A 19,602-nucleotide genomic window follows, 5' to 3' on the forward strand; every position below is an offset into this window, starting at 1 on the left:
ACATAGACGCTGCCGACGACGTTGACCGGTGCGGCCTCGGCCAGGTAGTCCGGCGGCAGGTAGCGCCTTCGGATCGGACCGTAATCCCCGTAGCGGAAGGGGATCATCGGCTCGTCCGACAGCCAGGGGTGGTAGTTCGCCTGGGGGTCCCAGAAATGCTGGTGGGCGTCGATGACGGGAAAGTCGGGGGGAATGTGCACGTCGATCGCCTCAGTTGCCCATTAACCAGGTCATCGGCACCAGCACCAGCGACGGAAACAGGACCAGCAGCACCAGCAGAAGAAGATGCGCCAGCAGGAACGGCCAGATGCCCTTCATCACCTCGTCCATGGTGATCCTGCTGACGCCGCAGATGACGTTCAGGACGGTGCCCACCGGGGGCGTGATCAGGCCGATGGCGTTGTTCATGATGAACAGCACCCCGAAATAGACCGGGTCGATCCCCGCCTGCTTGACCACCGGCATCAGCACCGGCGTCAGGATCAGGATGGTCGGCACCAGGTCCATCGCGGTGCCCACGATCACCACCAGCACCATGATCACCGCCATCAGCAGGATCGGCCGGTCGATCAGCGGCTCCAGGACGGCGATGACAAGCTGGGGCAGGTCGGCGATGGTGATCAGCCAGGCCGCGACCCCGGCGGCGGCGACCAGGAACATCACCACGGCAGTCGTGCGCCCGGCGGCCAGCAGCAGCGGGAACAGCTGCGCCACGGTCAGTTCGCGATACACGACCATGCCCACGAACAGCGAATAGACGGCGGCGACCACGCCCGCCTCGGTCGGGGTGAAGATGCCTTCCTTGATGCCCACGATGATCAGAAGGGGGATCATCAGCGCCCAGATGCCGTCCTTCAGCCGCTTGCCGACCACGCGCAGCGGCTGGCGGGGCGACACCGGCACCGCGTCCTTGCGGGACACCAGCCACCACGCGACCACCAGGAACAGCGCCATCATCAGGCCCGGCGCGATGCCCGCCATGAACAGCTTCTTGACCGAGACGCCCGCGGCCACGCCGAAGATGATGAAGGGGATGGACGGCGGGATGACGGGCGCGATGATGCCGCCCGCCGCGATCAGGCCGGACGACCTGTTTACGTCATAGCCCGCCTTGCGCATCATCGGGATCAGCATCGCGCCCACGGCGGCCGTGTCGGCCACGGCGGAACCCGACATGCTGGCCATGACGATGGCCGCCAGCACCGCGACATAGCCCAGGCCCCCGCGGAAATGGCCGACCAGGGCCGTCGCCAGGTCCACGATGCGGCGCGACAGGCCGCCCGCGTTCATGAACTCGCCCGCGACCAGGAAGAACGGGATCGCCAGAAGCTGGAAGCTGTCCGCGCCGCTGACGAGGTTCTGGGAGATGATCTGGGCGTCGAACATGCCCAGGAACAGCATCAGCGCCACGCCGCAGAGGATCAGCGCGAAGGCGATGGGCACGCCGATGGCCATGGACCCCAGAAGCGAGCCGAGGAAGATCGCGATGGTCATCGTGCCGCCTCCGGCCGGATTTCGGGGGCCAGGTCCTCGCTCTCGACCACTTGGACCAAGTCGCGGCTGCCGGCGCGGCCGGTCAGGACGCGCCACAGATGCGCGCCGATCACAAGGACAAGGCCGATGCTGCACACGAAGGCCGCAAGATGGGTCAGCCCGATCGGCAGGCCCGACACGGGCGCCGCGTTGCCCCAGTTGATCAGGACCTGCTTCCAGCTGCCCACCATCAGCAACCCCGAGCAGAACAGCATCAGCGCGTCGCACAGGATCGCGCAGCCGATCTGTCCGGCGCGGGGCAGGCGGCGGACCAGGCTGTCGACGCCCAGGTGGCCGTGGTCGTACATCGCCAGCACGGCGCCCATGAAGATCAGCCAGACGAACAGCGTCCGCGACACCTCCTCGGAGATGCTGATCCCGGAATTGAAGCCATAGCGCAGCACGACGTTCAGGAACACCAGCCCGATCATGGCGGTCAGCGCCGCGACCATGAAGACGCGCAACGCCAGCAGGGCCAATCTGCCCAGTCTCTCCATACCCTCATCCTCCTCCGATGATCACGGATTGGACGCCAGTCGAGTGATAGGTGTCAATTTGCTTTGCGCTATGCCATGATAACCCATGGCTATCATATCCGTCGTCCCGCCCCTTCACGCGCTGCTTGGCAGGCTTCGGCTGCGGCAGCTTCTGCTGGTCGTGGCAGTGGGCGAGCTGACCAGCCTGCGCAAGGCCGCCGACCGGGTGGGGATCAGCCAGCCTGCCGCCACGAAGATGCTGGCGGAACTGGAAGCGTCGCTTGGCGTGCCGCTGTTCCAGCGGGGCAGGCGGGGCATGGTGGCCACCCTCTATGGGGCGGCGCTGATCCGCCACGCCCATCTTGTCATCTCGGACGTGGGCGCGATGCGCGACGAGATCGCGGGCCTGGCCTCGGGGACCGAGGGGCGGCTTGCCATCGGCATGATCACCGCCGCCGCGGCGGGGCCGCTGTCGATCGCCGTGGCGCAGCTGAAGAAGCGGCGGCCCCGGCTGGACGTCACGATCACCGTCGAGACCAGCGACATCCTGATCCCGATGCTGGAGCAGGGGCGGCTGGATGTCGTCATCGGCAGGCGCGTTCCCTCCAGTCGCGCGGCGGAGCTGGAGTTCACCGAGATCGGCCCCGAGCGGCTGTCGGTGGTGACCGGCGCCGCCAATCCCCTGCGCGACCGCGCGGACCTGACCCTGCCGGCCCTGTGGAACCAGGCCTGGATTCTGCAGCCCCGCACCAGCCCGCTGCGCCAGATGGTCGAGGCCGCGTTCCGCGACGCGGAGATGGAGACGCCGGCCAATGTCATCGAGACCGCCTCGATCCTGACCGCGACGACGCTGCTGCAACACAGCGACATGATCTCGGTCGTGCCGCATTCGGTGGCGCTGCACTACGTGTCCAGCGGCATGATGGCGATCCTGCCGGTGGGCCTGTCGCGCGAACTGGACCCTTACGGCGTGCTGACCCGGAAGTCCCGCGCCAGGATGCCCGCCCTGGCCGAGCTGATGGCCCTGATCCCGCGAGAGCCAAGCAGAACGGTCTGAGGGCGCGGACCGTGCGGCACGGAATGGCCGCCCGGATCGGCGCCGGCACGCGGGGCGATATCCTTGCCGCGTTTCCTCAGGCCGGTTCTTCTTCCGGCCGGTGCAACGCGTCAGGGCTGACGATCAACCCATCGGCGTCCCAGTAAAGGTAGTGACCCGGCACGAAGGTCGCGTCGCCGAAGGATACCGCAATCCCGACCTCTCCCCTTGCGTCCAGGGCGCCGCGACGGGGGGTGGTGCCCAGCGCGATCACGCCCAGATCCATGCCGGCCAACGCCTCGGCATCGCGCACGCTGCCGAAGACCACCACGGCCTGCCATCCGTTGCGCAGGGCGCAAGCCCCCAGCATGTCTCCCAGGACGGCCGCGCGGGTGGACCCGCCGGCATCGACCACCAGGACCCGGCCCTCGCCGGGCATCTGCAGGCATTGCCGGACCAGGCCGGCATCCTCGTGGGTGCGGACCGTCTGGATAGGGCCGCAGAAGCGGAGCCGTGATCCGAAGCTGCGCAGCGGCGCGCTGCAGATCTGGATGTTCCCTGCGTGGTCGTCGCACAGATCGGCGGTCTTGAACGTCATTGCCGGGCAGCCTTTCGAAGCACTCATTCGGTGAAGATCTCGTCGCGTTCCTTGTTCAGCTTGGGGATCAGCGCCAGGGCCAGCAGCGCCGCCGCCGCCAGCAGCAGGCCCAGGCTGACCGGATGGGTGACGAAGGTGGCGATCTCGCCCCGCGACAGGATCAGGGCGCGGCGCAGGTTCTCCTCCAGCAGCTTGCCCAGCACGAAGCCCAGCAGCAGCGGCGCGGGCTCGAACCCCAGCTTGATCAGGACATAGCCCGCGATGCCGAACAGGGCGATGAACAGCACGTCCGTGGGCAGCGAGCCGATGGAATAGATGCCGATGCAGCAGAACATGACGATGGCCGGGAACATGAGGCGATAGGGCACCTTCAGCAGCCGGACCCAGACCCCCACCAGCGGCAGGTTGATCACCAGCAGCATCAGGTTGCCGATCCACATGGAGGCGATCATGCCCCAGAACAGGTCGGGGTTGGTGGTCATCACCTGCGGGCCGGGAATGATGCCCTGGATGGTCATCGCCCCCACCATCAGCGCCATGACCGCGTTCGGCGGAATGCCCAGCGTCAGCAGCGGGATGAACGAGGTCTGCGCGCCCGCGTTGTTGGCGGATTCGGGACCGGCGACGCCCTCGATCGCGCCCTTGCCGAAGCGCGACGGGTCCTTCGCCAGCTTCTTCTCCATCGCGTAGGAGGCGAAGGGCGCCAGCACCGCCCCGTTGCCGGGCAAAAGCCCCAGGATCGAGCCGATCACCGTGCCGCGCATCACCGGCTTGTAGGATTGCCGCAGGTCGTCGCGGTTGGGCAGCAGGCGGCCGATAGCCTGGCGGACCACGTCGCGCTGTTCGTTGCCCTGCAGGTTGCGCATGATCTCGGCGATGCCGAACAGGCCCATGGCAAGCACGGCGAAGTCGATGCCGTCCATCAGGACGGGCAGGCCGAAGGTCATCCTCTGGTCGCCCGTTTCCAGATCCAGTCCGACGGTGGACAAAAGGATCCCCAGCAGGATCATTGCGCCCGCCTTCAGCAGCGACCCGTGCGCCAGCACCATGGCGAAGACCAGGCCCATCAGCATCAGCGAGAAGTACTCGGCCGGGCCGAACACCAGCGCCAGCCTGGTCAGGGGCGCGCCAAGGGCGGCGATCAGCAGCGTGGCCACGGTGCCCGCCGCGAATGACCCGATGGCCGCGACCCCCAGGGCGATCCCCGCGCGGCCCTGCCGGGCCATCTGGTGGCCGTCCACGGCGGTGACGACCGAGGTTCCCTCGCCCGGGATGTTGACCAGGATCGCGGTGGTCGAGCCGCCGTATTGCGCGCCGTAATAGATGCCCGCCAGCATGATCAGCGCGCCCACCGGCGGAAAGCCGAAGGTGATGGGCAGCAGCATGGCGATGGTGGCGGTGGCGCCCACGCCCGGCAGCACGCCGATCAGCGTGCCCACGAGGCAGCCGACAAAGGCCAGCGCGAGGTTCTGAAGGTGCAGGGCCACGCCGAGGCCCAGGCCAAGGTTCGACAGAAGCTCAGACATGGGGCACCTCGCCGGTGTTGCGCTTGCGGCCGGACAGGACCAGCAGGACCGTCGCGCCGATCAGGATCGCTGCCGCCAGCCGCAGCGGCGTCTTCATGCCCCAATCCGCCGGGAACAGCACCTGCACCGATCGCGGGAACAGCGGGATGGGCAGGTTCAGGACATCGGCGAACAGCACCATGCAGAAGCCGGTCAGGCCCAGCGCCAGGCACAGCCTTTCGCGCAAGCTGGCATCAGAGGTGGCATAGCCCGAGATCAGGATCGACAGCGGCCCGGCGGCGATCAGCCCCAGGCCGGGGGTCGAGACGGGTCCGAAGGGAAAGGACCGGATGGTCAGGGCAAAGGCGACGATGCCCGCCGTGACCATCGCGGGCCCGCGCAGGCTCCAGTCCCCCAGTCCCTCGCCCGGGGATCGAAAGGCGCCGGCGACCAGGGCCAGCCCGCAAAGGCCAAGGCCGACCGCCAGCCAGCGGGGCAGCATCGCGGGCCCCGTCGCGTCCAGCGTGCCCTGCGGCAGGGACCATGTCAGCCACAGGGCCAGCCCGGCAAGGGCCAGCAACGCCAGCCCGCCCGCCAGATCCTGCGGGGATCGAACCCCGAGGCCCCTGTCCTGGATGTCCATGTCTCCGCGGCTTGGGTTCATCGTCCCTCTCCCTCGCAGTGGGTCGTTCCATGCCGCCCCGGCGTGGGGCGGCATCGGGGATCATTCCTTCGGGACGCCGGCCGTGGCGACTAGCCGGCTGTGCTTGTCGAGTTCGGCTTCGAAGAAGGCGGCGGTCGTCGCGGGGTCGGTGCCCTCGATCACGACGCCCTGGCCCGCGAAGTACTCCGCGACCGCCGGGTCCTCCAGCACCGCCCTGATTTCGGCAGACAGGCGGTCCACCAGGTCGGCGGGCATGTCCTTGGGGCCGACCATGGCGATCCAGGCGTCGAAGTCATAGCCGGGCAGCCCTTCCTCGGCCAGGGTCGGGACATCGGGAAGCGAGGCGATGCGGTCCGTGGTGGACACGGCCAGAGCCTTCAGCGTGCCCGCCTGAAGCTGGGGCAGGGCGGCGGTGATGGACAGGAAGCCCAGTTGCACATGGCCCGCGACCAGGTCGTTGGTCAGCGGCCCGGTGCCCTTGTAGGGAACGTGGCGCAGGTCGATCCCGGCCTCGCTGGTCAGCAGCACGCCCGCCAGGTGGATCGCCGTGCCGTTCCCGGCCGAGCCATAGTCCAGCGCGCCCGGCTTTTCCTTGGCCATGGCGATCAGGTCCTTGGCCGAGTTCGCGGGGTGATCGGGATGGGCCACCAGCACCAGGGGCACCGATCCGATGACCGAAATCGGCGTGATGTCCTTCAGCGTGTCGAAGGGCACCGTCTTCATGATGCTGGGGTTGATCACGTGGTTCGACGAGATCATGCCGATGGCATGGCCGTCGGGCGCGGACCCCGACAGTTCCGCCGTGCCGATGACGCCCCCGGCGCCGGGGCGGTTTTCCACGAAGAACTGCTGGCCCAGCCGTTTCGAGAATTCGTCGGCCAGCTTGCGCGCGATCACGTCCACGGTGGACGCGGGCGCCAGCGGCACCAGGATCTGCACCGGCCGCGCGGGATAGTCGTCCTGCGCCACCACCGGGGCGCCGCCAAGCGCCAGCAGCGACGCGCCCAAGACCAGCGGCCAGCCGGCCTTCCTCACAAGATGTCCGAACATGGTATCGACCTCCTCCCTTGTCGATGATGGGGCCTTTGCCCCGTTGCGGCGGCGCGGTGCCGCCTTTCGTCTCCTCAGCCGAAACGCTGCTTCAGCTCCTCGAACGAGACCAGTTCGCCCGCGATGGCGCTTGCCGCGACCGTGGGCGGGCTGGCCAGCCAGACGGAACCCGGCCCTCCCCGACCGGGGAAGTTGCGGTTGATCGCGCTGACCGTCACCTGGTCGGCCGCGGTCGAGACGCCCGGCCCGCATTGCCCGCAGGCGCCGCAGGCGGGTTGCAGCATCTCGGCCCCGACGGCCCGGAAGGTGTCCAGGTAGCCCTTGGCGATGCAGTAGTCGCGGACCTGCACGGTGCCGCATTGCAGATACAGCGTCACGCCGTCCCGCACCCGCAGCCCCCGGTCGGCGGCCCAGCGAAGCACCTGGTGGTAGTGGTCGAAATCCTCGCGCTTGCCGGCGGTGCAGGACCCGCCATAGGCGATGTCCACGCGCGGGCGCAGGGCCACGTCCGACAGGGCCATGCCGTTGCCCGGATCGCCGGGCAGGGCCACCATCGGCTCGACCGTCGAACAGTCGACCGTGACGATGCCCGCATAGGCCGCGCCGGGATCGCTTTTCATCCAGGGTTCCAGCACGACATCGACGCCGCGCCGTTCCTTGATGAAGCGCACCGTTTCCGCGTCCGGCTCGACCAGGCCGGTCAGCCCGCCCAGTTCGGCGACCATGTTGGTGAAGGTCGCGCGTTCGTCGGTGGACAGCGCGGCGATGACGGGGCCCGCGAACTCGAAGACCTTGCCCACGCCGTAGCCGGCCTTGATGGCGGGATCGGCCAGCAACGTCAGCACGATGTCCTTGGCGGTGACGCCGGGGCGGCGCGCGCCCTCCAGCCGGATCAGCAGCGTCTCGGGCATGGTCAGGCGGCAGGCGCCGGTCATGAAGGCATTGGCCATGTCGGTGGTGCCGACCCCATAGGCAAGGCAGCCGACCGCGCCGGAATGGGGCGTGTGCGAATCGGTCCCCACCAGGATCTGCCCCGGCAGGGCATAGGATTCGGCCATCATCGCGTGCGAGATACCCTCGGACCCTTCCTCGCCCGGCAGATAGCCGTGGTCCTTCAGCCCGTAGGCCCGCGCGAAGGCGCGATGGGCGTCCGACAGGCGCCGGATGCCGCCTAGCAGGTTGTTCTTCACATGGGTCGGGCTGCGATGGGCGTAGGAGTTGTGATCCTCGAACAGGATGATCCTGTCCGGGTCGTGCAGGTCCAGCGGCTGCCCGAAGCGTTCGTGCAGCATGTGCGCGGCCATGCCGGTGTAGTATTCGTGGATGAAGCGGAAATCGGCGCGCACGAAGCCGCCCGTTCCCGGCGTCATCGGCCAGTCATGGCCCTGAACCTGCAAGGCATGGCGGCGGATGATCTTTTCGGCCAGCGTCATCGGGCGACCGGTGTCGGCCACCGCCCCGACCGTCACGCCCTTCATCCGCTTCTGCCCATAGGCGAGCAGCCCGCCATCGCGGATGATGGCTTCCGCAAGCGCATCGCGCCCGGCGACGATCTCGTCCAACAGGATGGGCTCGCCTGCTTGGATGCGGTCCAGCAGCGAAAAGTCGGTCGAGGTCAGAAGCCCGATGTTGTCGCAGTTCTGGCGATAGATGCGCTCGAAGCTTTCGGCGATCACCAGGCGGATGCCGGCGCTGTATTCGGCCAGGGGGCTGTGCTCGCGGGACGATCCCTTGCCATAGCGCGTGCCGCCGACCAGGACCTGGAACCCGCCATCCCTCAGGGCGCATTCGCCGATGGGAAACGCGCCTTCGCATTTCAGGCCGGTATGGGCATGGCGGCCCAGCGTCGCGTCGAAGTTCAGAAGCGTGGGCAGGGGCGTGATCTCGTCGGTCGAGATGTCGTCGCGCAGCGGCCCGGCCTGGGCCAGCGTGATGTCCTGGCCCGCGATCTGCCGGTGCAGCAGGTCGGCCGAGGCCGTCAGGAACAGCACCCGGCCCGCGAAGGTCAGCCCCCGCACGGTGGGAACCCGGTGCTGTGGTGGCCGGGGCCTGCTTCTTCGCTCATCCCGTCGCTCCCCTTGAAGGCGCAACCCATCGGATGCGCTGATGGTCTACCTGTTATACCAACTGAAAGGTAGACGCAACGACAGCTTTGCGCTAGCGTGCAGATTGTCCCGATCCGGAGGTTTCGATCTTGCAGATGCTGAATGGCGAGCCCATCCGCCGCCGCCGCCTTTACCAGGATGTCGCGGACCGGCTGAGCCGCGCGATCATCGAAGGCGACATCAAGGCGGGCGAGCCCCTGCCGTCCGAGCGCGAGATCATGGACGCCTTCGGTGTCGGTCGCACCGCCGTGCGGGAAGCGCTGTTCGCGCTCCAGACCGACGGCTTGGTCAGCCTCAGTTCCGGCCGCCGCCCGGTGGTGGTGGAACAGGCGAAGTCGATCATGGACAAGCTGGCCACGCCCGCCCGGCAGATGCTGGTCAAGCCCGACCGGCTGCGGCAGTTGCAGGAGGCCCGCAGGCTTCTGGAAAAGTCGCTGGCCCGCCAGGCCGCCCGCACCGCGACTGCCGGCCAGCTTGCCGCGATCGAGGACGCGTTGAAGAAGAACCGCGCGGCGCTTGGCGATCGCGACGCGTTCGTCAGGACCAACATGGACTTCCATGTCCAGATCGCGCGGGCCTGCGACAACATCTTCGTGGACGCCCTGCTGACGGCGGTCAGCGAATGGCTGGACGAACACCGCAGGATCGCCATCAAGCAGTCGGGCGCCGCCGAACTGGCCTACCGGCGCCACGAGGAAATCTTCGAGGCAATCCGCACCGGCGACGCCGACGCGGCCGAGGCCGTGATGGAGCAGCATCTGGTCGAATCGCAGGACGCCTACTGGAACGAGATCAACCAGGGCGCGGCTTCGGCCGATCCGGTATCACGCGACGCCTAGCCGGCAGTCGTGCCGCTTTCCTTGACACAGGCCCGGCCTTTGCGTATATATAAACGTGATAAGGGGGGCGCCGCCATGATGCACAGCAAGGTTCGCAAGGTCGGCAATTCCGCCGTGATGACGCTGACGACCGAGATGCTGGCGCTGCTGGACGTCAAGGAAGGCGACAGCCTGTTCGTGCTGCGCGGCGACGATGGCTCGCTGCGCATCACCGCCCACGACCCCGAGGTCATGGCCGCGCTCGAGGCGGCCGAGATCGTCATGGACGAGAACCGGGATCTGCTGGCAGCCCTGGCGTGACAGGCCCGGTCTGGGTCCCGCTTGCCGCCATCATCGCCATCCACGACCGCCAGATCGCCCGCCACGGCGGTGCCGCGGGAATGCGCGACCGCAGCCTGCTCGAGGCGGGCTGCGCCCGGCCGCTGAACCGGGCCGCCTACGGCACGCCCTCGCTACCCCAGCTTGCCGCGGCCTATGCCTATGGCATCGCCAAGGCCCATGCCTTTGTCGACGGCAACAAGCGCACCGCCTTTGTCACCGCGCTGACCTTCCTGCGCCTGAACGGCCAGGGCTTCCGCCCCGAGCCGGTTCAGGGCGTCCGCATGATGGAGGACCTTGCGGCAGGCGATGTGACCGAAGCCGCCTTCGCCGTCTGGCTGGAGAGGGGGATGGAAGGTCTTTGAGGAAGGGCGCCGGTTTCCCGGCAAGGGTGGCCGCCGGGCAGGGTCTGTCTGCGGCCCGCAATCCGGAACTCCGGTAGAACCGGCATTGCGCCATGCCCTGTCACGACCGATGCGGCGATGTCCTTCCGAACATGGCCATTCCGGAGCAGTCGTCACGATCCGGCGTCGATGGCAAGGGTGACAGGCTGACGCCTTGGTTGGGTGTTCCCTGGGCTGGCAGCCGCCTTGAGGTCTTCGGCATCAAGATCAAGGGATTCCCAACGCTTCCCCAGGCAGGGTTGACAGGTTCCAATATCCGATACGATCATAAATAGGATAACGGGGAGAGCAGCGTGAAGATCACCGGGATTGAAACCCTCCGCCTGAAGCGGCATTCCAACCTTCTCTGGGTGCGTGTCCATACGGACGAGGGCATCGTCGGGCTTGGCGAGACGTGGTTCGGTGCCGCCGCCGCAGAGGCCGATGTCCTGGACCGCATTGCGCCCGCGATCCTGGGCGAGGACCCGCTGCGCATCGAATGGCTGAACCGCAGGATGCGCCCCTACGTGGGCTTTCTCGGAACCAGCGCCGAAATCCGCGCCCTGTCGGCTGTCGATGTCGCGCTGTGGGATATCGCCGGAAAGGCCGCCGGCCTGCCGCTTTGCGACCTGCTGGGCGGCAAGACGCGGCCGGAAATCCAGCTTTACAACACCTGCGCGGGGCCGGACTACATCTCGAAATCCTCGTCGGTCAAGCCGGACAACTTCGGGCTGGCGGAGGCCCGTGGCGCGGGTTCCGTCCGGCACGAGGATCTGACCGGCTTCATGGAACGCCCCGCCGAGGTCGCGGCGGAACTGCTGGAGATGGGCATCGCGTCGATGAAGATCTGGCCCTTCGACTTCGCGGCCGGGGCGGTGGACGGGGTCGACATCTCGGTCGATGACCTCAAGCGCGGACTGAGGCCGTTCGAGGCGATCCGCGCCGCCCATGGCGACAGGATGCGGCTGAAGGCCGAGCTGCACGGGCTCTGGTCCCTTCCGGCCGCGCGCAAGATCGGCCGCGCCCTTGCCCCCATCGGCATGGACTGGATCGAGGACCCGATCTGGATGGACCGGATCTGCGATCTTGCCGACCTGGCGCGCGACGTCGCGGTTCCCTTCGCGGGCGGAGAGACGCTGGGCGGTCTGGGCCAGTTCCGCGAGATCGTCGAGCAGGGCGCCATCGCGACCCCGATCATCGACGTGACCTGGGGCGGCGGCATCACCTATGCCCGCAAGGCGGCGGGCTTGGCCGAGGCGGCGGGGCGCGGCATCGCCTTTCACGACTGCTCGGGGCCGGTCACGCTGGCGGTCTCGACCCATCTTGCCGTGTCGGCGCCCAACATCTGGGAACAGGAATTCACCCGCGCCTTCTATTACGGCTGGTATCACACGCTTGTGGACCGGCTTCCCCCGATCAGGGACGGCATGATCCGTCCGCCTGAAGGGCCGGGCCTGGGCCTGCAACTGGCCGAAGGGCTGGAAAGGCGTCCCGACGCGATCAGCAACGTGGTCCGGCTGTAGCCGCTTCGCCGCAGGCGGCCGGCGCCGCCTGCGACGGAGGCCTTGTCAGCCGTGGGACGCCGTCACGGTCTTGACGCGCGAAAAGCCGTAAAGGGCCTCGAAGCCCTTTTCCCGGCCATGGCCCGACTTGCCGGTTCCGCCGAAGGGCAGTTCGATCCCGCCGCCCGCGCCATAGTTGTTGATGAAGACCTGGCCCACGTTCAGCTTGCGCGCCAGCCGCATCTGCCGGGCGCCGTCGCGTGTCCAGACGCCCGCCACCAGCCCGTATTCGGTGCCGTTGGCGATGCGGATCGCCTCGGCCTCGTCCCCGAAGGGGATCAGCACCTGGACGGGGCCGAAGATTTCCTCCTGCGCCAGGCGATGATCGGGGGGCACATCCGCGAACAGGGTCGGCGCGACATAGTTGCCGCCGGCCGGGGCGTCGCCGCGGATGGTGCCCTGCGCGGCGACCGTCAGGTCCTGCCTGCCCAGTTCGATGTAGGACGACACGATCTGCTTCTGCCTTTTCGACACCAGAGGCCCCAGGTCGCGGTTGTCGGGGGCCGGCCCGACCTCCAGCGTGGAATAGACCTCGGCCATGCGGCGCCGGACCTCGTCGTAGATGCCGCGCTGGACCAGCACGCGCGAGGCCGCCGAGCAGGTCTGGCCCGCGGCCTGCATGCAGGCCCCCACCAGCGTCGGAAGCGCCGCGTCCAGATCCACGTCGTCGAAGACGATGTGCGGCGACTTGCCGCCAAGCTCCAGCGTGACCGGCACGACGTTCCTGGCCGCCGCTTCCTGGATGCGGCGGCCCGTGGCCACCGATCCGGTGAAGGACAGGTGGTGCACGCCCGGATGTTCGGCCAGGGCCTGCCCCACCTCTGATCCAAGGCCCGTCACCACGTTCAGCGCGCCGGCGGGCAGGCCCGCCTCGGCGGCGATGGCGGCAAAGGCCAGCGACGACAGGGACGCGTCCTCGGCCGGTTTCAGAACGCAGGCGTTGCCCATCGCCAGCGCCGCGCTGACCGAGCGGCCCAGGATCTGCATCGGATAGTTCCAGGGAATGATGTGGGCGGTCACGCCATGCGGTTCGCGCAGCGTGTAGACGGTGAACCCCTCCTGATAGGGGATCGTCGTGCCGTGCACCTTGTCGGCGGCGCCCGCATAGAATTCCAGATAGCGCGCCAGCGCCACGCTGTCGTTGCGGGCCTGCTTCATCGGCTTGCCGACGTCGGTGGATTCCAGAAAGGCCAGCTCCTCGGCCCTTTGCAGGACAAGCTGCTGCATCCGCATCAGGATGCGTCCCCGTTCCACGGCGGGCGTGCGGCCCCAGTCGCCTTCCAGCGCCGCTTCGGCCGCCGCTACGGCCGCGTCGATATCCGCCGGCGTTCCGCGGCCGATCCGGGCGATGACCTCCCCGGTCGAGGGGTTTTCGACCGCGATCGTGTCCGTGTTGCCGGGCTTGCGCCATTCGCCCCCGATGAACAGCATCGTGGGATCGAACCACAGGGATTTCTGAAACGTCATCTTTCCTCCTCCCGCCGGGCCGGCGGTCCTCATGTCTCGTTGAAGCAGGGCTCCATGCGGCGGCGCGATGCCTCGATATGGGCGCGCATCGCCGTTTCGGCGCCACGGGCATCGCGAGCGGCGATGGCCGCCACGATGGCGTCGTGTTCGTTGACGGCATCGACCGCCACCGTCGCGTGATAGCGCAGACGGAACAGGTGCATGTGCGTGTAAAGCCGGTGCAGGGATTCGCGCACGATCTCGTTGCCCGCCGCCTCGGCGATCTGGCCGTGGAATTCCGCGTCCGCCACCGCGAAGCGGCTGTAATTGGCCTTGGTATCGCTGCTGAGCTTGCCCATCCGCAGGGTTGCTGTCCGCAACGCCTCGATCTGGGCGGGGGTCGCATGGCGCGCGGCCGCGGCCGCGGTCGCCGGTTCGACCAGCAGGCGGAAATCATAGGTGTCGCGGAACCGCGTCGCCGAAAGCTGGTCGGCCACGCTGTAGCCGCTGTTGTGCTTCTTCACCACCAGCCCCTCGGCCTCCAGCCGGATCAGGGCGGCGCGGATCGGGGTCTGGGACACGCCGAACTGCCGCGCCAGCCCGTCGACCGACAGCCGGTCCCCCGGCGCCATGCGGTTCGCGATGACTTCGGCCAGCAGCAATTCGTAGACCTCGTCCCCCAGCGAGGGTCGCGGCATCAGGCGGGGCGCTGGCGGCCGGGGGGCCTCGGGTGCGGGTTTCATCTTGGACCTTGGGCTTGACGGAACATCGCGAAGATGCCAGACATCAAATATCGTATCGGATATTGGGTGTAAAGCCCGGCCGCCGCGACCGCCCCTGGGGAGAGGGGCCGCAATGGGAGAGGACCCGTCATGATCCAGCGTTTCTGCCTGGCCGCGCTGCTTGCAGGCACTGCCTTCGCCGCTCAGGCCCGCGATATGAACTTTGCCGTCGTCACGCCGATCGACTCGCACTACGGTGCGGCGGCGAATGCCTTTGCCGAAAAGATCGCCGAGCTTTCGGGCGGCGACATCACCATCCATCCCAAGCCCGGCGGCGCCCTCGGCGGCGAACGCGAGGTGCTGGAAGGGATGCAGATCGGCACGATCGAACTGACGATCACCTCGACCGGGCCGCTGGGCGGCTTCATCCCCGAAACCTATGCGCTGGACTTCCCGTTCCTGTTCAAGGACTACGACAGCGCGCGCGCCGTCCTGGACGGCGAGATCGGCCAGGAACTGCTGGACAAGTTCGAGACCGTCGATCTGGTCGGCCTGGCCTGGGGGGAAAACGGCTTTCGCCACATCACCAATTCCAAGCACCCGATCCGGACGCCGCAGGATGTCGCCGGGCTGAAGATCCGCACGATGGAAAACGACGTCCACATCAACGCCTTTAACGCCCTGGGCGCCGCGCCCACCCCGATGAGCTGGACCGAGGTCATCACCGCGCTTCAGCAGGGCACCATCGACGCGCAGGAAAACCCGACCTCGATCATCGTGGCGAACCGGCTGTGGGACGTGCAGCCCCATGCCAGCATGACCGGCCATGTCTATTCGCCCGCCGTGATCGCCATGTCCAAGATCCACTGGGACCAGCTGAGCGAGGAAGAACAGGGCTGGTTCCGCGAGGCCGCCAAGGCCGCCGTCGCCGCCAACCGCGAGGTCGTGTCCCGCAATGAGGAGGAAGGCGTCCGCCTGATGACCGAAGGCGGCATGGAGGTCGTCACCGACGTCGACAAGGCCGCGTTCGAGGCCGCGGTCGCCAAGACCTATGACGACCTGGCGCCCCAATACGGCGCCGAGCTGATCGAGCGGATCAAGGCTGCCCAGCAGTAAGGCCGAGAGGGCGCCGGAACGGCGCCCCTTTCCCACAGCACGAGGTCACGATGCGACAGCCGGCCCGTCTCGCCGCCGAGCGGCTCATTTCGCTTACCCACAACCTTGCCGCGATCCTGCTTGCGGTCGCGACCGCGCTGGTCTTCTGGCAGGTCGTCACCCGCTTCCTGATCGGCCACGCCGCCGGCTGGTCCGAGGTCGCCGCCCGCGCCGCCGTGGTCTGGATGGTCTTCATGGTCGCGGGCGCGGGCTTCCGCCTTGCCGCGATGATCCCGCTGGATTTCCTGCGCAGCGTCCTGCCGTCCGGACCCAAGCGGATCGTCATGGCGGTGGTGACGGTCCTGACGGTTGTCTTCCTGCTGGTGCTGGCCTGGTATGGCTGGCAGATGACGGTGCGCGTCGCCAACCAGAAGATCGCCATGCTGGGCCTGTCGATGAGCTGGTTCTACGCCGCGATCCCGGTCGGCAGCATCCTGGCGATCCCCGGCGTCCTGCTGGGGCATTTCGCGCCCATCGACCGCCCGGTCGAGGAGGCGATGGAATGAACGCCGCCCTTGTCGCCGCGCTTCTGGCCCTGTTCGTCCTGTCGGTGCCGGTCGCGGTCTCGATCGGGCTGGCCTCGATCTTCGGCATCACCTTCTTTTCCAACCTGCCGCTGCTGGTGGTGCCGCAGAAGATCTTCACCAGCCTCGACAGCTTTCCCCTGCTGGCGGTGCCGTTCTTCATCCTGGCGGGCAACCTGATGACGCATGGCGGCGTGTCGCGCCGCCTGGTCGATTTCGCCAAGTCGCTGGTCGGCGGGATGCAGGGCGGCCTTGCCAGTTCCTGCGTCGTGACCTGCATGATCTTCGCGGCGATCTCGGGGTCGTCGGTCGCCACGACCTTCGCCATCGGCGCGATCCTGATCCCCGCCATGGTGCGCCACGGCTATCCCACCCCGATGGCCGCGACCATCCAGGCCTCGTCGGCAGAGCTTGGCGTCATCATCCCGCCCTCGGTCCCGATGATCGTCTATGCCGTGTCCACCGAAACCTCGGTCACGCAGCTGTTCATGGCGGGCATCGGGCCGGGCATCCTGATCGCGGCCATGCTGGTCCTGATGGTGCAGGTCTGGTGCCGCGCCACCGGCATCGGCAAGCGCGACGGCGACGAGCGGCTGCCGGTCCTTGCCAGCACCCGCAACGCGCTTTGGGCGCTGATGCTGCCGGTGATCATCCTGGGCGGCATCTACGGCGGCATCTTCACCCCCACCGAGGCCGCCGCCGTGTCGGTCGTCTATGCGCTGCTGGTGGGCATGTTCGTGTATCGCGAACTGAAGCTGGCCGACCTGCCGCAGATCTTCCGCCACTCGGTCGTCTCGACGGGGGCGATCATGCTGATCATCGGGACGGCGGGGCTGTTCTCGTTCCTGATCAGCCTGTCGGGGCTGCCGACGCAGATCGGCAACTGGGCGCAGGGGACCTTCGGCACGATGGTCACGTTCCTGCTGTTCGTGAACGTGCTGCTGTTCGTCGTCGGCATGTTCGTCGAGACCTCGGCGGCGATCCTGGTCCTGGGCCCGATCCTGGCGCCCATCGCCGTCAGCTTCGGCGTCGATCCGGTGCATTTCGGGATCATCATCGTCGTGAACCTGGCCATGGGCATGATCACCCCGCCCCTGGGGGTGAACCTGTTCGCCGCCGCGTCGGTCGCCAACATTCCGGTCCAGCGGATGTTCCGGCCGCTGCTGATGCCGGTCGGGACCGTGATCGTCGCGTTGCTGCTGATCACCTACGTGCCCCAGCTTTCGCTGTTCCTGAGGGACGGGTTCTGATGCCGACGCATCGCGACATCGAGGCCGCGGCCCTCGCGGCCTTGGTCCGCGCCGGCGTTCCCGCCGACCAGGCGGCGCTGCAGGTCGAACTGCTGCTGGAGGCCGAGCTGCGCGGCACCGCCTCGCACGGGATGCTGCGCCTGCCGCGCGTGGTGCGGCGGATCTTGAACGGGGTCTCGGACCCGGTGGCGAAGGGCCTGCATGACTGGGCGGGGCAGGCCTTGCTGCATGTGGACGGGCAGGGCGGACTGGGCCCCGTCGTCGCCATGCACGCGCTGGAGGCCGCGGCGGACCGGGTCGCCCGAACCGGAAGCGTCACCGTCGCGATCCGCAACTGCAACCACTTGGGGATGCTGGGCTTCTATGCCGAACGGATGGCCCGCCGCGGCTTCGTCCTGCTGGGCTTCACCGTCAGCGAGGCGCTTGTCCATCCCTGGGGCGGGCGGCGGGCGATGATCGGCACCAATCCCGTCGCCATCGGCGTTCCCGCCGAGCCGCAGCCCTTCGTGCTGGATCTGGCGACCAGCCTGGTGTCGATGGGCAAGATCCACGACCACGCCAATCGCGGCGCGCCGATCCCCGACGGCTGGGCGCTTGACGCGGCGGGCAATCCCACCACCGACGCGGCTGCGGCCAGGGACGGCGCCCTTGCGCCCTTCGGCGGGGCCAAGGGCTATGCGCTGGGCCTGGGCTTCGAACTGCTGGTGACAGCGCTTGCCGGATCGGCCATCGGGGGCGACGTTTCCGGCACGCTGGACGACGGCACGGCCTGCAACAAGGGCGATGTCTTCATCCTGTTCGCACCGCAGGACGGCATGGCGGCGCGCATCGGCGCCTATCTGCAGGCGCTGCGGGACAGCGCCCCGCTGGATGGCGCGCATCCCGTCCGCATCCCGGGCGACCGCGCGCTGCAGGACCGCGAGGCCCGGCTGAACGGCGACCTGCCCCTGCCTGACGACATCTGGAACCAGATCCGCGCCCTTGCCGGGCGGGATCAGCTGGAGACGACCCATGCGCCTTGACTACGGCATCCTGCGCGCGCCCGCGCGCATCCTGTTCGGCAACGGCCAACGCGCAGCCCTGGGCCGCGTCGCGGCCGAGCTGGGCCAGCGCGTCCTGGTCTGCACGGACGCCCGCTTCGCGGCCACCCCCCAGATGCAGGCGATCCGCGACGATCTTGAACGCCACGGCCTGGCCGTCGCGGTCTTCGACGGCACCCAGCCGGAACTGCCCTTGTCGGGCATCGTCGACTGCGCGACCCGTTTCCGCGACTTCGACCCGCAGGTGGTCGTCGGCCTGGGCGGGGGAAGCTGCCTTGACCTGGCCAAGCTGGCGGCGCTGCTTCTGACCCATGGCGGCCAGTTGCCGGATTACTATGGCGAGATGAAGGTGCCCGGCCCGGTCCTGCCGGTGATCGCGGTCCCGACCACCTCGGGGACCGGCAGCGAGGCGACGCCTGTGGCCGTCCTGGGCGATCCGTCACGGGCCATCAAGGTCGGCATCTCCAGCCCGCACCTGATCCCGCACACGGCCATCTGCGACCCGGAACTGACCCTGACCTGCCCGGCGGGGCTGACCGCGATCTCGGGCGCCGATGCGCTGGCCCATGCCGTCGAATGCTTTGCCGCCGTGGAACGGGCGGGCGATCCGGCCATGGCGCTGACGCGCGTCTTCGTGGGCAAGAACGCGCTTGGCGACCATCTGGCCCTGTCCGCGATCCGGCTGCTGTTCGACCACCTGCCGCGCGCCGTCGAGGATGGCGGCGACCTGGAGGCCCGGTCGGCCGTGATGCTGGGCGCGACCATGGCGGGCCTTGCCTTCGGCAGCGGCGGCACCTCGGCGGCCCATGCGCTGCAATATCCGGTCGGCGCGGAAACCGGCAGCGCGCACGGGCTGGGGATCGCGATCCTGCTGCCCCACACGATCGACTTCAACCTGATCCAGGCGCCCGGCGCCTATGCCGATCTTGCCCGCGCGCTGGGCCTGTCCGATGCGGCCGACGACATGGCGGCGGCGCGGGCCTTCGCCGCCGCGCTGCGCGACCTGTTCGCCCGCATTGGCATTCCTGCCGGCCTGGACGCGCTGAACGTGGACCCCGCGGGCTTCGGCCGCATGGCCGAGCTGGCGATGGGCGCCACCCGTCTGGTCGAGAACAACCCCCGGCCGCTGGACGCCGCCGCCATGCGCGGCATCCTGGACATGGCCATGCCCGAACCCCGAGGAAAGGCCGCCCATGCCTGAGGATCTTCGCTTCGAAGCCCTTCCCACGCAGCTTTTCATCGGCGGCGAATGGCGCCCGGGCGCGCGTGGCGGCCTGATCGACGTCACCAACCCCTCGGACGGCAGCGTGATCGCGGGCGTGGCCGATTGCGACGAGGCCGATGCCGTCGCGGCCGTCGACGCCGCCGCCGCCGCCGCGCCGGGCTGGGCCGCGAC

20 protein-coding genes and 1 pseudogene are annotated in these 19,602 nt (G+C 68.4%); 11 read left to right on the forward strand and 10 right to left on the reverse strand.

The window, feature by feature from the left end; all coding sequences use genetic code 11:
- The 3 genes and pseudogenes from J0F76_RS16485 to J0F76_RS16495 all read right to left on the reverse strand — a co-directional run.
- A pseudogene (locus J0F76_RS16485) lies at nucleotides 1–200 on the reverse strand (hypothetical protein); the annotation flags it as partial.
- Nucleotides 201–210: 10 nt separating this feature from the next.
- Entirely contained in the window at nucleotides 211–1,494 is a 1,284-nt protein-coding gene (locus J0F76_RS16490; RefSeq protein WP_207471126.1) for a TRAP transporter large permease subunit, read from the reverse strand.
- Nucleotides 1,491–2,030: a TRAP transporter small permease gene (locus tag J0F76_RS16495; RefSeq protein WP_207471128.1), complete on the reverse strand. Its 540-nt coding sequence runs from the start codon at nucleotides 2,028–2,030 to the stop codon at nucleotides 1,491–1,493. Before J0F76_RS16495 ends, J0F76_RS16490 begins: the two co-directional genes overlap by 4 nt.
- An 85-nt stretch (nucleotides 2,031–2,115) precedes the next feature.
- Here J0F76_RS16495 and J0F76_RS16500 point away from each other — a divergent pair, with 85 nt between their 5' ends.
- Nucleotides 2,116–3,066 (forward strand): LysR family transcriptional regulator, encoded by a 951-nt coding sequence (locus J0F76_RS16500; protein WP_207471131.1) that lies wholly within the window; start codon nucleotides 2,116–2,118, stop codon nucleotides 3,064–3,066.
- A 76-nt stretch (nucleotides 3,067–3,142) separates the two neighbouring features.
- On the opposite strand, the gene rraA is transcribed toward J0F76_RS16500, so the two are convergent.
- The 5 genes from rraA to J0F76_RS16525 form a co-directional block, all read right to left on the reverse strand.
- Nucleotides 3,143–3,643: a ribonuclease E activity regulator RraA gene (gene rraA / locus J0F76_RS16505; protein ID WP_207471132.1), complete on the reverse strand. Its 501-nt coding sequence runs from the start codon at nucleotides 3,641–3,643 to the stop codon at nucleotides 3,143–3,145.
- Nucleotides 3,644–3,666: 23 nt separating this feature from the next.
- On the reverse strand, nucleotides 3,667–5,169 hold the full coding sequence (locus tag J0F76_RS16510) for a tripartite tricarboxylate transporter permease (RefSeq protein ID WP_207471133.1): 1,503 nt from the start codon (nucleotides 5,167–5,169) through the stop codon (nucleotides 3,667–3,669).
- Nucleotides 5,162–5,812, reverse strand: a complete 651-nt coding sequence (locus tag J0F76_RS16515) for a tripartite tricarboxylate transporter TctB family protein (protein WP_207471134.1) — start codon at nucleotides 5,810–5,812, stop codon at nucleotides 5,162–5,164. The genes J0F76_RS16510 and J0F76_RS16515 overlap by 8 nt, the downstream gene beginning before the upstream one ends.
- Nucleotides 5,813–5,872: 60 nt before the next feature.
- On the reverse strand, nucleotides 5,873–6,862 hold the full coding sequence (locus J0F76_RS16520) for a Bug family tripartite tricarboxylate transporter substrate binding protein (RefSeq protein ID WP_207471135.1): 990 nt from the start codon (nucleotides 6,860–6,862) through the stop codon (nucleotides 5,873–5,875).
- 74 nt (nucleotides 6,863–6,936) lie between these two features.
- Nucleotides 6,937–8,880, reverse strand: a complete 1,944-nt coding sequence (locus tag J0F76_RS16525; RefSeq protein ID WP_207471136.1) for an aconitase family protein — start codon at nucleotides 8,878–8,880, stop codon at nucleotides 6,937–6,939.
- Nucleotides 8,881–9,062: 182 nt separating this feature from the next.
- Between J0F76_RS16525 and J0F76_RS16530 the strand changes: the two genes are divergently transcribed.
- The 4 genes from J0F76_RS16530 (at nucleotide 9,063) to J0F76_RS16545 (ending at nucleotide 12,030) form a co-directional block, all read left to right on the forward strand.
- Nucleotides 9,063–9,806 (forward strand): FCD domain-containing protein, encoded by a 744-nt coding sequence (locus J0F76_RS16530; RefSeq protein WP_242690294.1) that lies wholly within the window; start codon nucleotides 9,063–9,065, stop codon nucleotides 9,804–9,806.
- Between the two features lie 75 nt (nucleotides 9,807–9,881).
- Nucleotides 9,882–10,106, forward strand: coding sequence for an AbrB/MazE/SpoVT family DNA-binding domain-containing protein (locus J0F76_RS16535; RefSeq protein WP_089389169.1), 225 nt, complete (start codon nucleotides 9,882–9,884; stop codon nucleotides 10,104–10,106).
- Nucleotides 10,103–10,489, forward strand: coding sequence for a type II toxin-antitoxin system death-on-curing family toxin (locus J0F76_RS16540; RefSeq protein WP_207471140.1), 387 nt, complete (start codon nucleotides 10,103–10,105; stop codon nucleotides 10,487–10,489). Before J0F76_RS16535 ends, J0F76_RS16540 begins: the two co-directional genes overlap by 4 nt.
- A 332-nt stretch (nucleotides 10,490–10,821) precedes the next feature.
- A complete protein-coding gene (locus J0F76_RS16545; protein ID WP_207471142.1) occupies nucleotides 10,822–12,030 on the forward strand; it encodes an enolase C-terminal domain-like protein in 1,209 nt (402 codons plus the stop codon).
- A 45-nt stretch (nucleotides 12,031–12,075) separates the two neighbouring features.
- Here J0F76_RS16545 and J0F76_RS16550 read toward each other — a convergent pair whose 3' ends face one another.
- Both J0F76_RS16550 and J0F76_RS16555 read right to left on the reverse strand, forming a co-directional pair.
- The gene (locus J0F76_RS16550; RefSeq protein WP_207471144.1) at nucleotides 12,076–13,536 is read right to left on the reverse strand and encodes an aldehyde dehydrogenase family protein; all 1,461 of its coding nucleotides are present in this window, start codon (nucleotides 13,534–13,536) and stop codon (nucleotides 12,076–12,078) included.
- Between the two features lie 29 nt (nucleotides 13,537–13,565).
- Nucleotides 13,566–14,258, reverse strand: a complete 693-nt coding sequence (locus J0F76_RS16555) for a GntR family transcriptional regulator (protein ID WP_207471146.1) — start codon at nucleotides 14,256–14,258, stop codon at nucleotides 13,566–13,568.
- Nucleotides 14,259–14,387: 129 nt separating this feature from the next.
- Between J0F76_RS16555 and J0F76_RS16560 the strand changes: the two genes are divergently transcribed.
- The 6 genes from J0F76_RS16560 to J0F76_RS16585 form a co-directional block, all read left to right on the forward strand.
- Nucleotides 14,388–15,353, forward strand: coding sequence for a TRAP transporter substrate-binding protein (locus J0F76_RS16560; protein ID WP_207471148.1), 966 nt, complete (start codon nucleotides 14,388–14,390; stop codon nucleotides 15,351–15,353).
- Nucleotides 15,354–15,403: 50 nt separating this feature from the next.
- Entirely contained in the window at nucleotides 15,404–15,898 is a 495-nt protein-coding gene (locus J0F76_RS16565) for a TRAP transporter small permease (RefSeq protein WP_207471151.1), read from the forward strand.
- Entirely contained in the window at nucleotides 15,895–17,166 is a 1,272-nt protein-coding gene (locus tag J0F76_RS16570) for a TRAP transporter large permease (RefSeq protein WP_207471152.1), read from the forward strand. Before J0F76_RS16565 ends, J0F76_RS16570 begins: the two co-directional genes overlap by 4 nt.
- The gene (locus J0F76_RS16575) at nucleotides 17,166–18,188 is read left to right on the forward strand and encodes an Ldh family oxidoreductase (RefSeq protein ID WP_207471154.1); all 1,023 of its coding nucleotides are present in this window, start codon (nucleotides 17,166–17,168) and stop codon (nucleotides 18,186–18,188) included. Before J0F76_RS16570 ends, J0F76_RS16575 begins: the two co-directional genes overlap by 1 nt.
- Nucleotides 18,178–19,407, forward strand: coding sequence for an iron-containing alcohol dehydrogenase (locus J0F76_RS16580; RefSeq protein WP_207471156.1), 1,230 nt, complete (start codon nucleotides 18,178–18,180; stop codon nucleotides 19,405–19,407). The genes J0F76_RS16575 and J0F76_RS16580 overlap by 11 nt, the downstream gene beginning before the upstream one ends.
- Nucleotides 19,400–19,602: aldehyde dehydrogenase family protein (locus J0F76_RS16585; RefSeq protein ID WP_207471157.1), on the forward strand; the 203-nt coding region annotated here is incomplete at its 3' end. The genes J0F76_RS16580 and J0F76_RS16585, both read left to right, overlap by 8 nt.

The sequence above is a fragment of the Paracoccus fontiphilus genome (assembly GCF_017356265.1).
Lineage (GTDB): Bacteria > Pseudomonadota > Alphaproteobacteria > Rhodobacterales > Rhodobacteraceae > Paracoccus > Paracoccus fontiphilus.

What these genes read in the sequence shown, in the direction of transcription:
- J0F76_RS16535 (WP_089389169.1), top strand. Translation starts at nt 9,882, where the DNA reads ATGATGCACAGCAAGGTTCGCAAGGTCGGCAATTCCGCCGTGATGACG.
- J0F76_RS16580 (WP_207471156.1), top strand. Translation starts at nt 18,178, where the DNA reads ATGCGCCTTGACTACGGCATCCTGCGCGCGCCCGCGCGCATCCTGTTC.
- J0F76_RS16530 (WP_242690294.1), top strand. Translation starts at nt 9,063, where the DNA reads ATGCTGAATGGCGAGCCCATCCGCCGCCGCCGCCTTTACCAGGATGTC.
- J0F76_RS16555 (WP_207471146.1), bottom strand. Translation starts at nt 14,258, where the DNA reads ATGAAACCCGCACCCGAGGCCCCCCGGCCGCCAGCGCCCCGCCTGATG.
- J0F76_RS16550 (WP_207471144.1), bottom strand. Translation starts at nt 13,536, where the DNA reads ATGACGTTTCAGAAATCCCTGTGGTTCGATCCCACGATGCTGTTCATC.
- J0F76_RS16500 (WP_207471131.1), top strand. Translation starts at nt 2,116, where the DNA reads ATGGCTATCATATCCGTCGTCCCGCCCCTTCACGCGCTGCTTGGCAGG.
- J0F76_RS16565 (WP_207471151.1), top strand. Translation starts at nt 15,404, where the DNA reads ATGCGACAGCCGGCCCGTCTCGCCGCCGAGCGGCTCATTTCGCTTACC.
- J0F76_RS16520 (WP_207471135.1), bottom strand. Translation starts at nt 6,862, where the DNA reads ATGTTCGGACATCTTGTGAGGAAGGCCGGCTGGCCGCTGGTCTTGGGC.
- J0F76_RS16575 (WP_207471154.1), top strand. Translation starts at nt 17,166, where the DNA reads ATGCCGACGCATCGCGACATCGAGGCCGCGGCCCTCGCGGCCTTGGTC.
- rraA (WP_207471132.1), bottom strand. Translation starts at nt 3,643, where the DNA reads ATGACGTTCAAGACCGCCGATCTGTGCGACGACCACGCAGGGAACATC.
- J0F76_RS16515 (WP_207471134.1), bottom strand. Translation starts at nt 5,812, where the DNA reads ATGAACCCAAGCCGCGGAGACATGGACATCCAGGACAGGGGCCTCGGG.
- J0F76_RS16495 (WP_207471128.1), bottom strand. Translation starts at nt 2,030, where the DNA reads ATGGAGAGACTGGGCAGATTGGCCCTGCTGGCGTTGCGCGTCTTCATG.
- J0F76_RS16570 (WP_207471152.1), top strand. Translation starts at nt 15,895, where the DNA reads ATGAACGCCGCCCTTGTCGCCGCGCTTCTGGCCCTGTTCGTCCTGTCG.
- J0F76_RS16560 (WP_207471148.1), top strand. Translation starts at nt 14,388, where the DNA reads ATGATCCAGCGTTTCTGCCTGGCCGCGCTGCTTGCAGGCACTGCCTTC.
- J0F76_RS16510 (WP_207471133.1), bottom strand. Translation starts at nt 5,169, where the DNA reads ATGTCTGAGCTTCTGTCGAACCTTGGCCTGGGCCTCGGCGTGGCCCTG.
- J0F76_RS16490 (WP_207471126.1), bottom strand. Translation starts at nt 1,494, where the DNA reads ATGACCATCGCGATCTTCCTCGGCTCGCTTCTGGGGTCCATGGCCATC.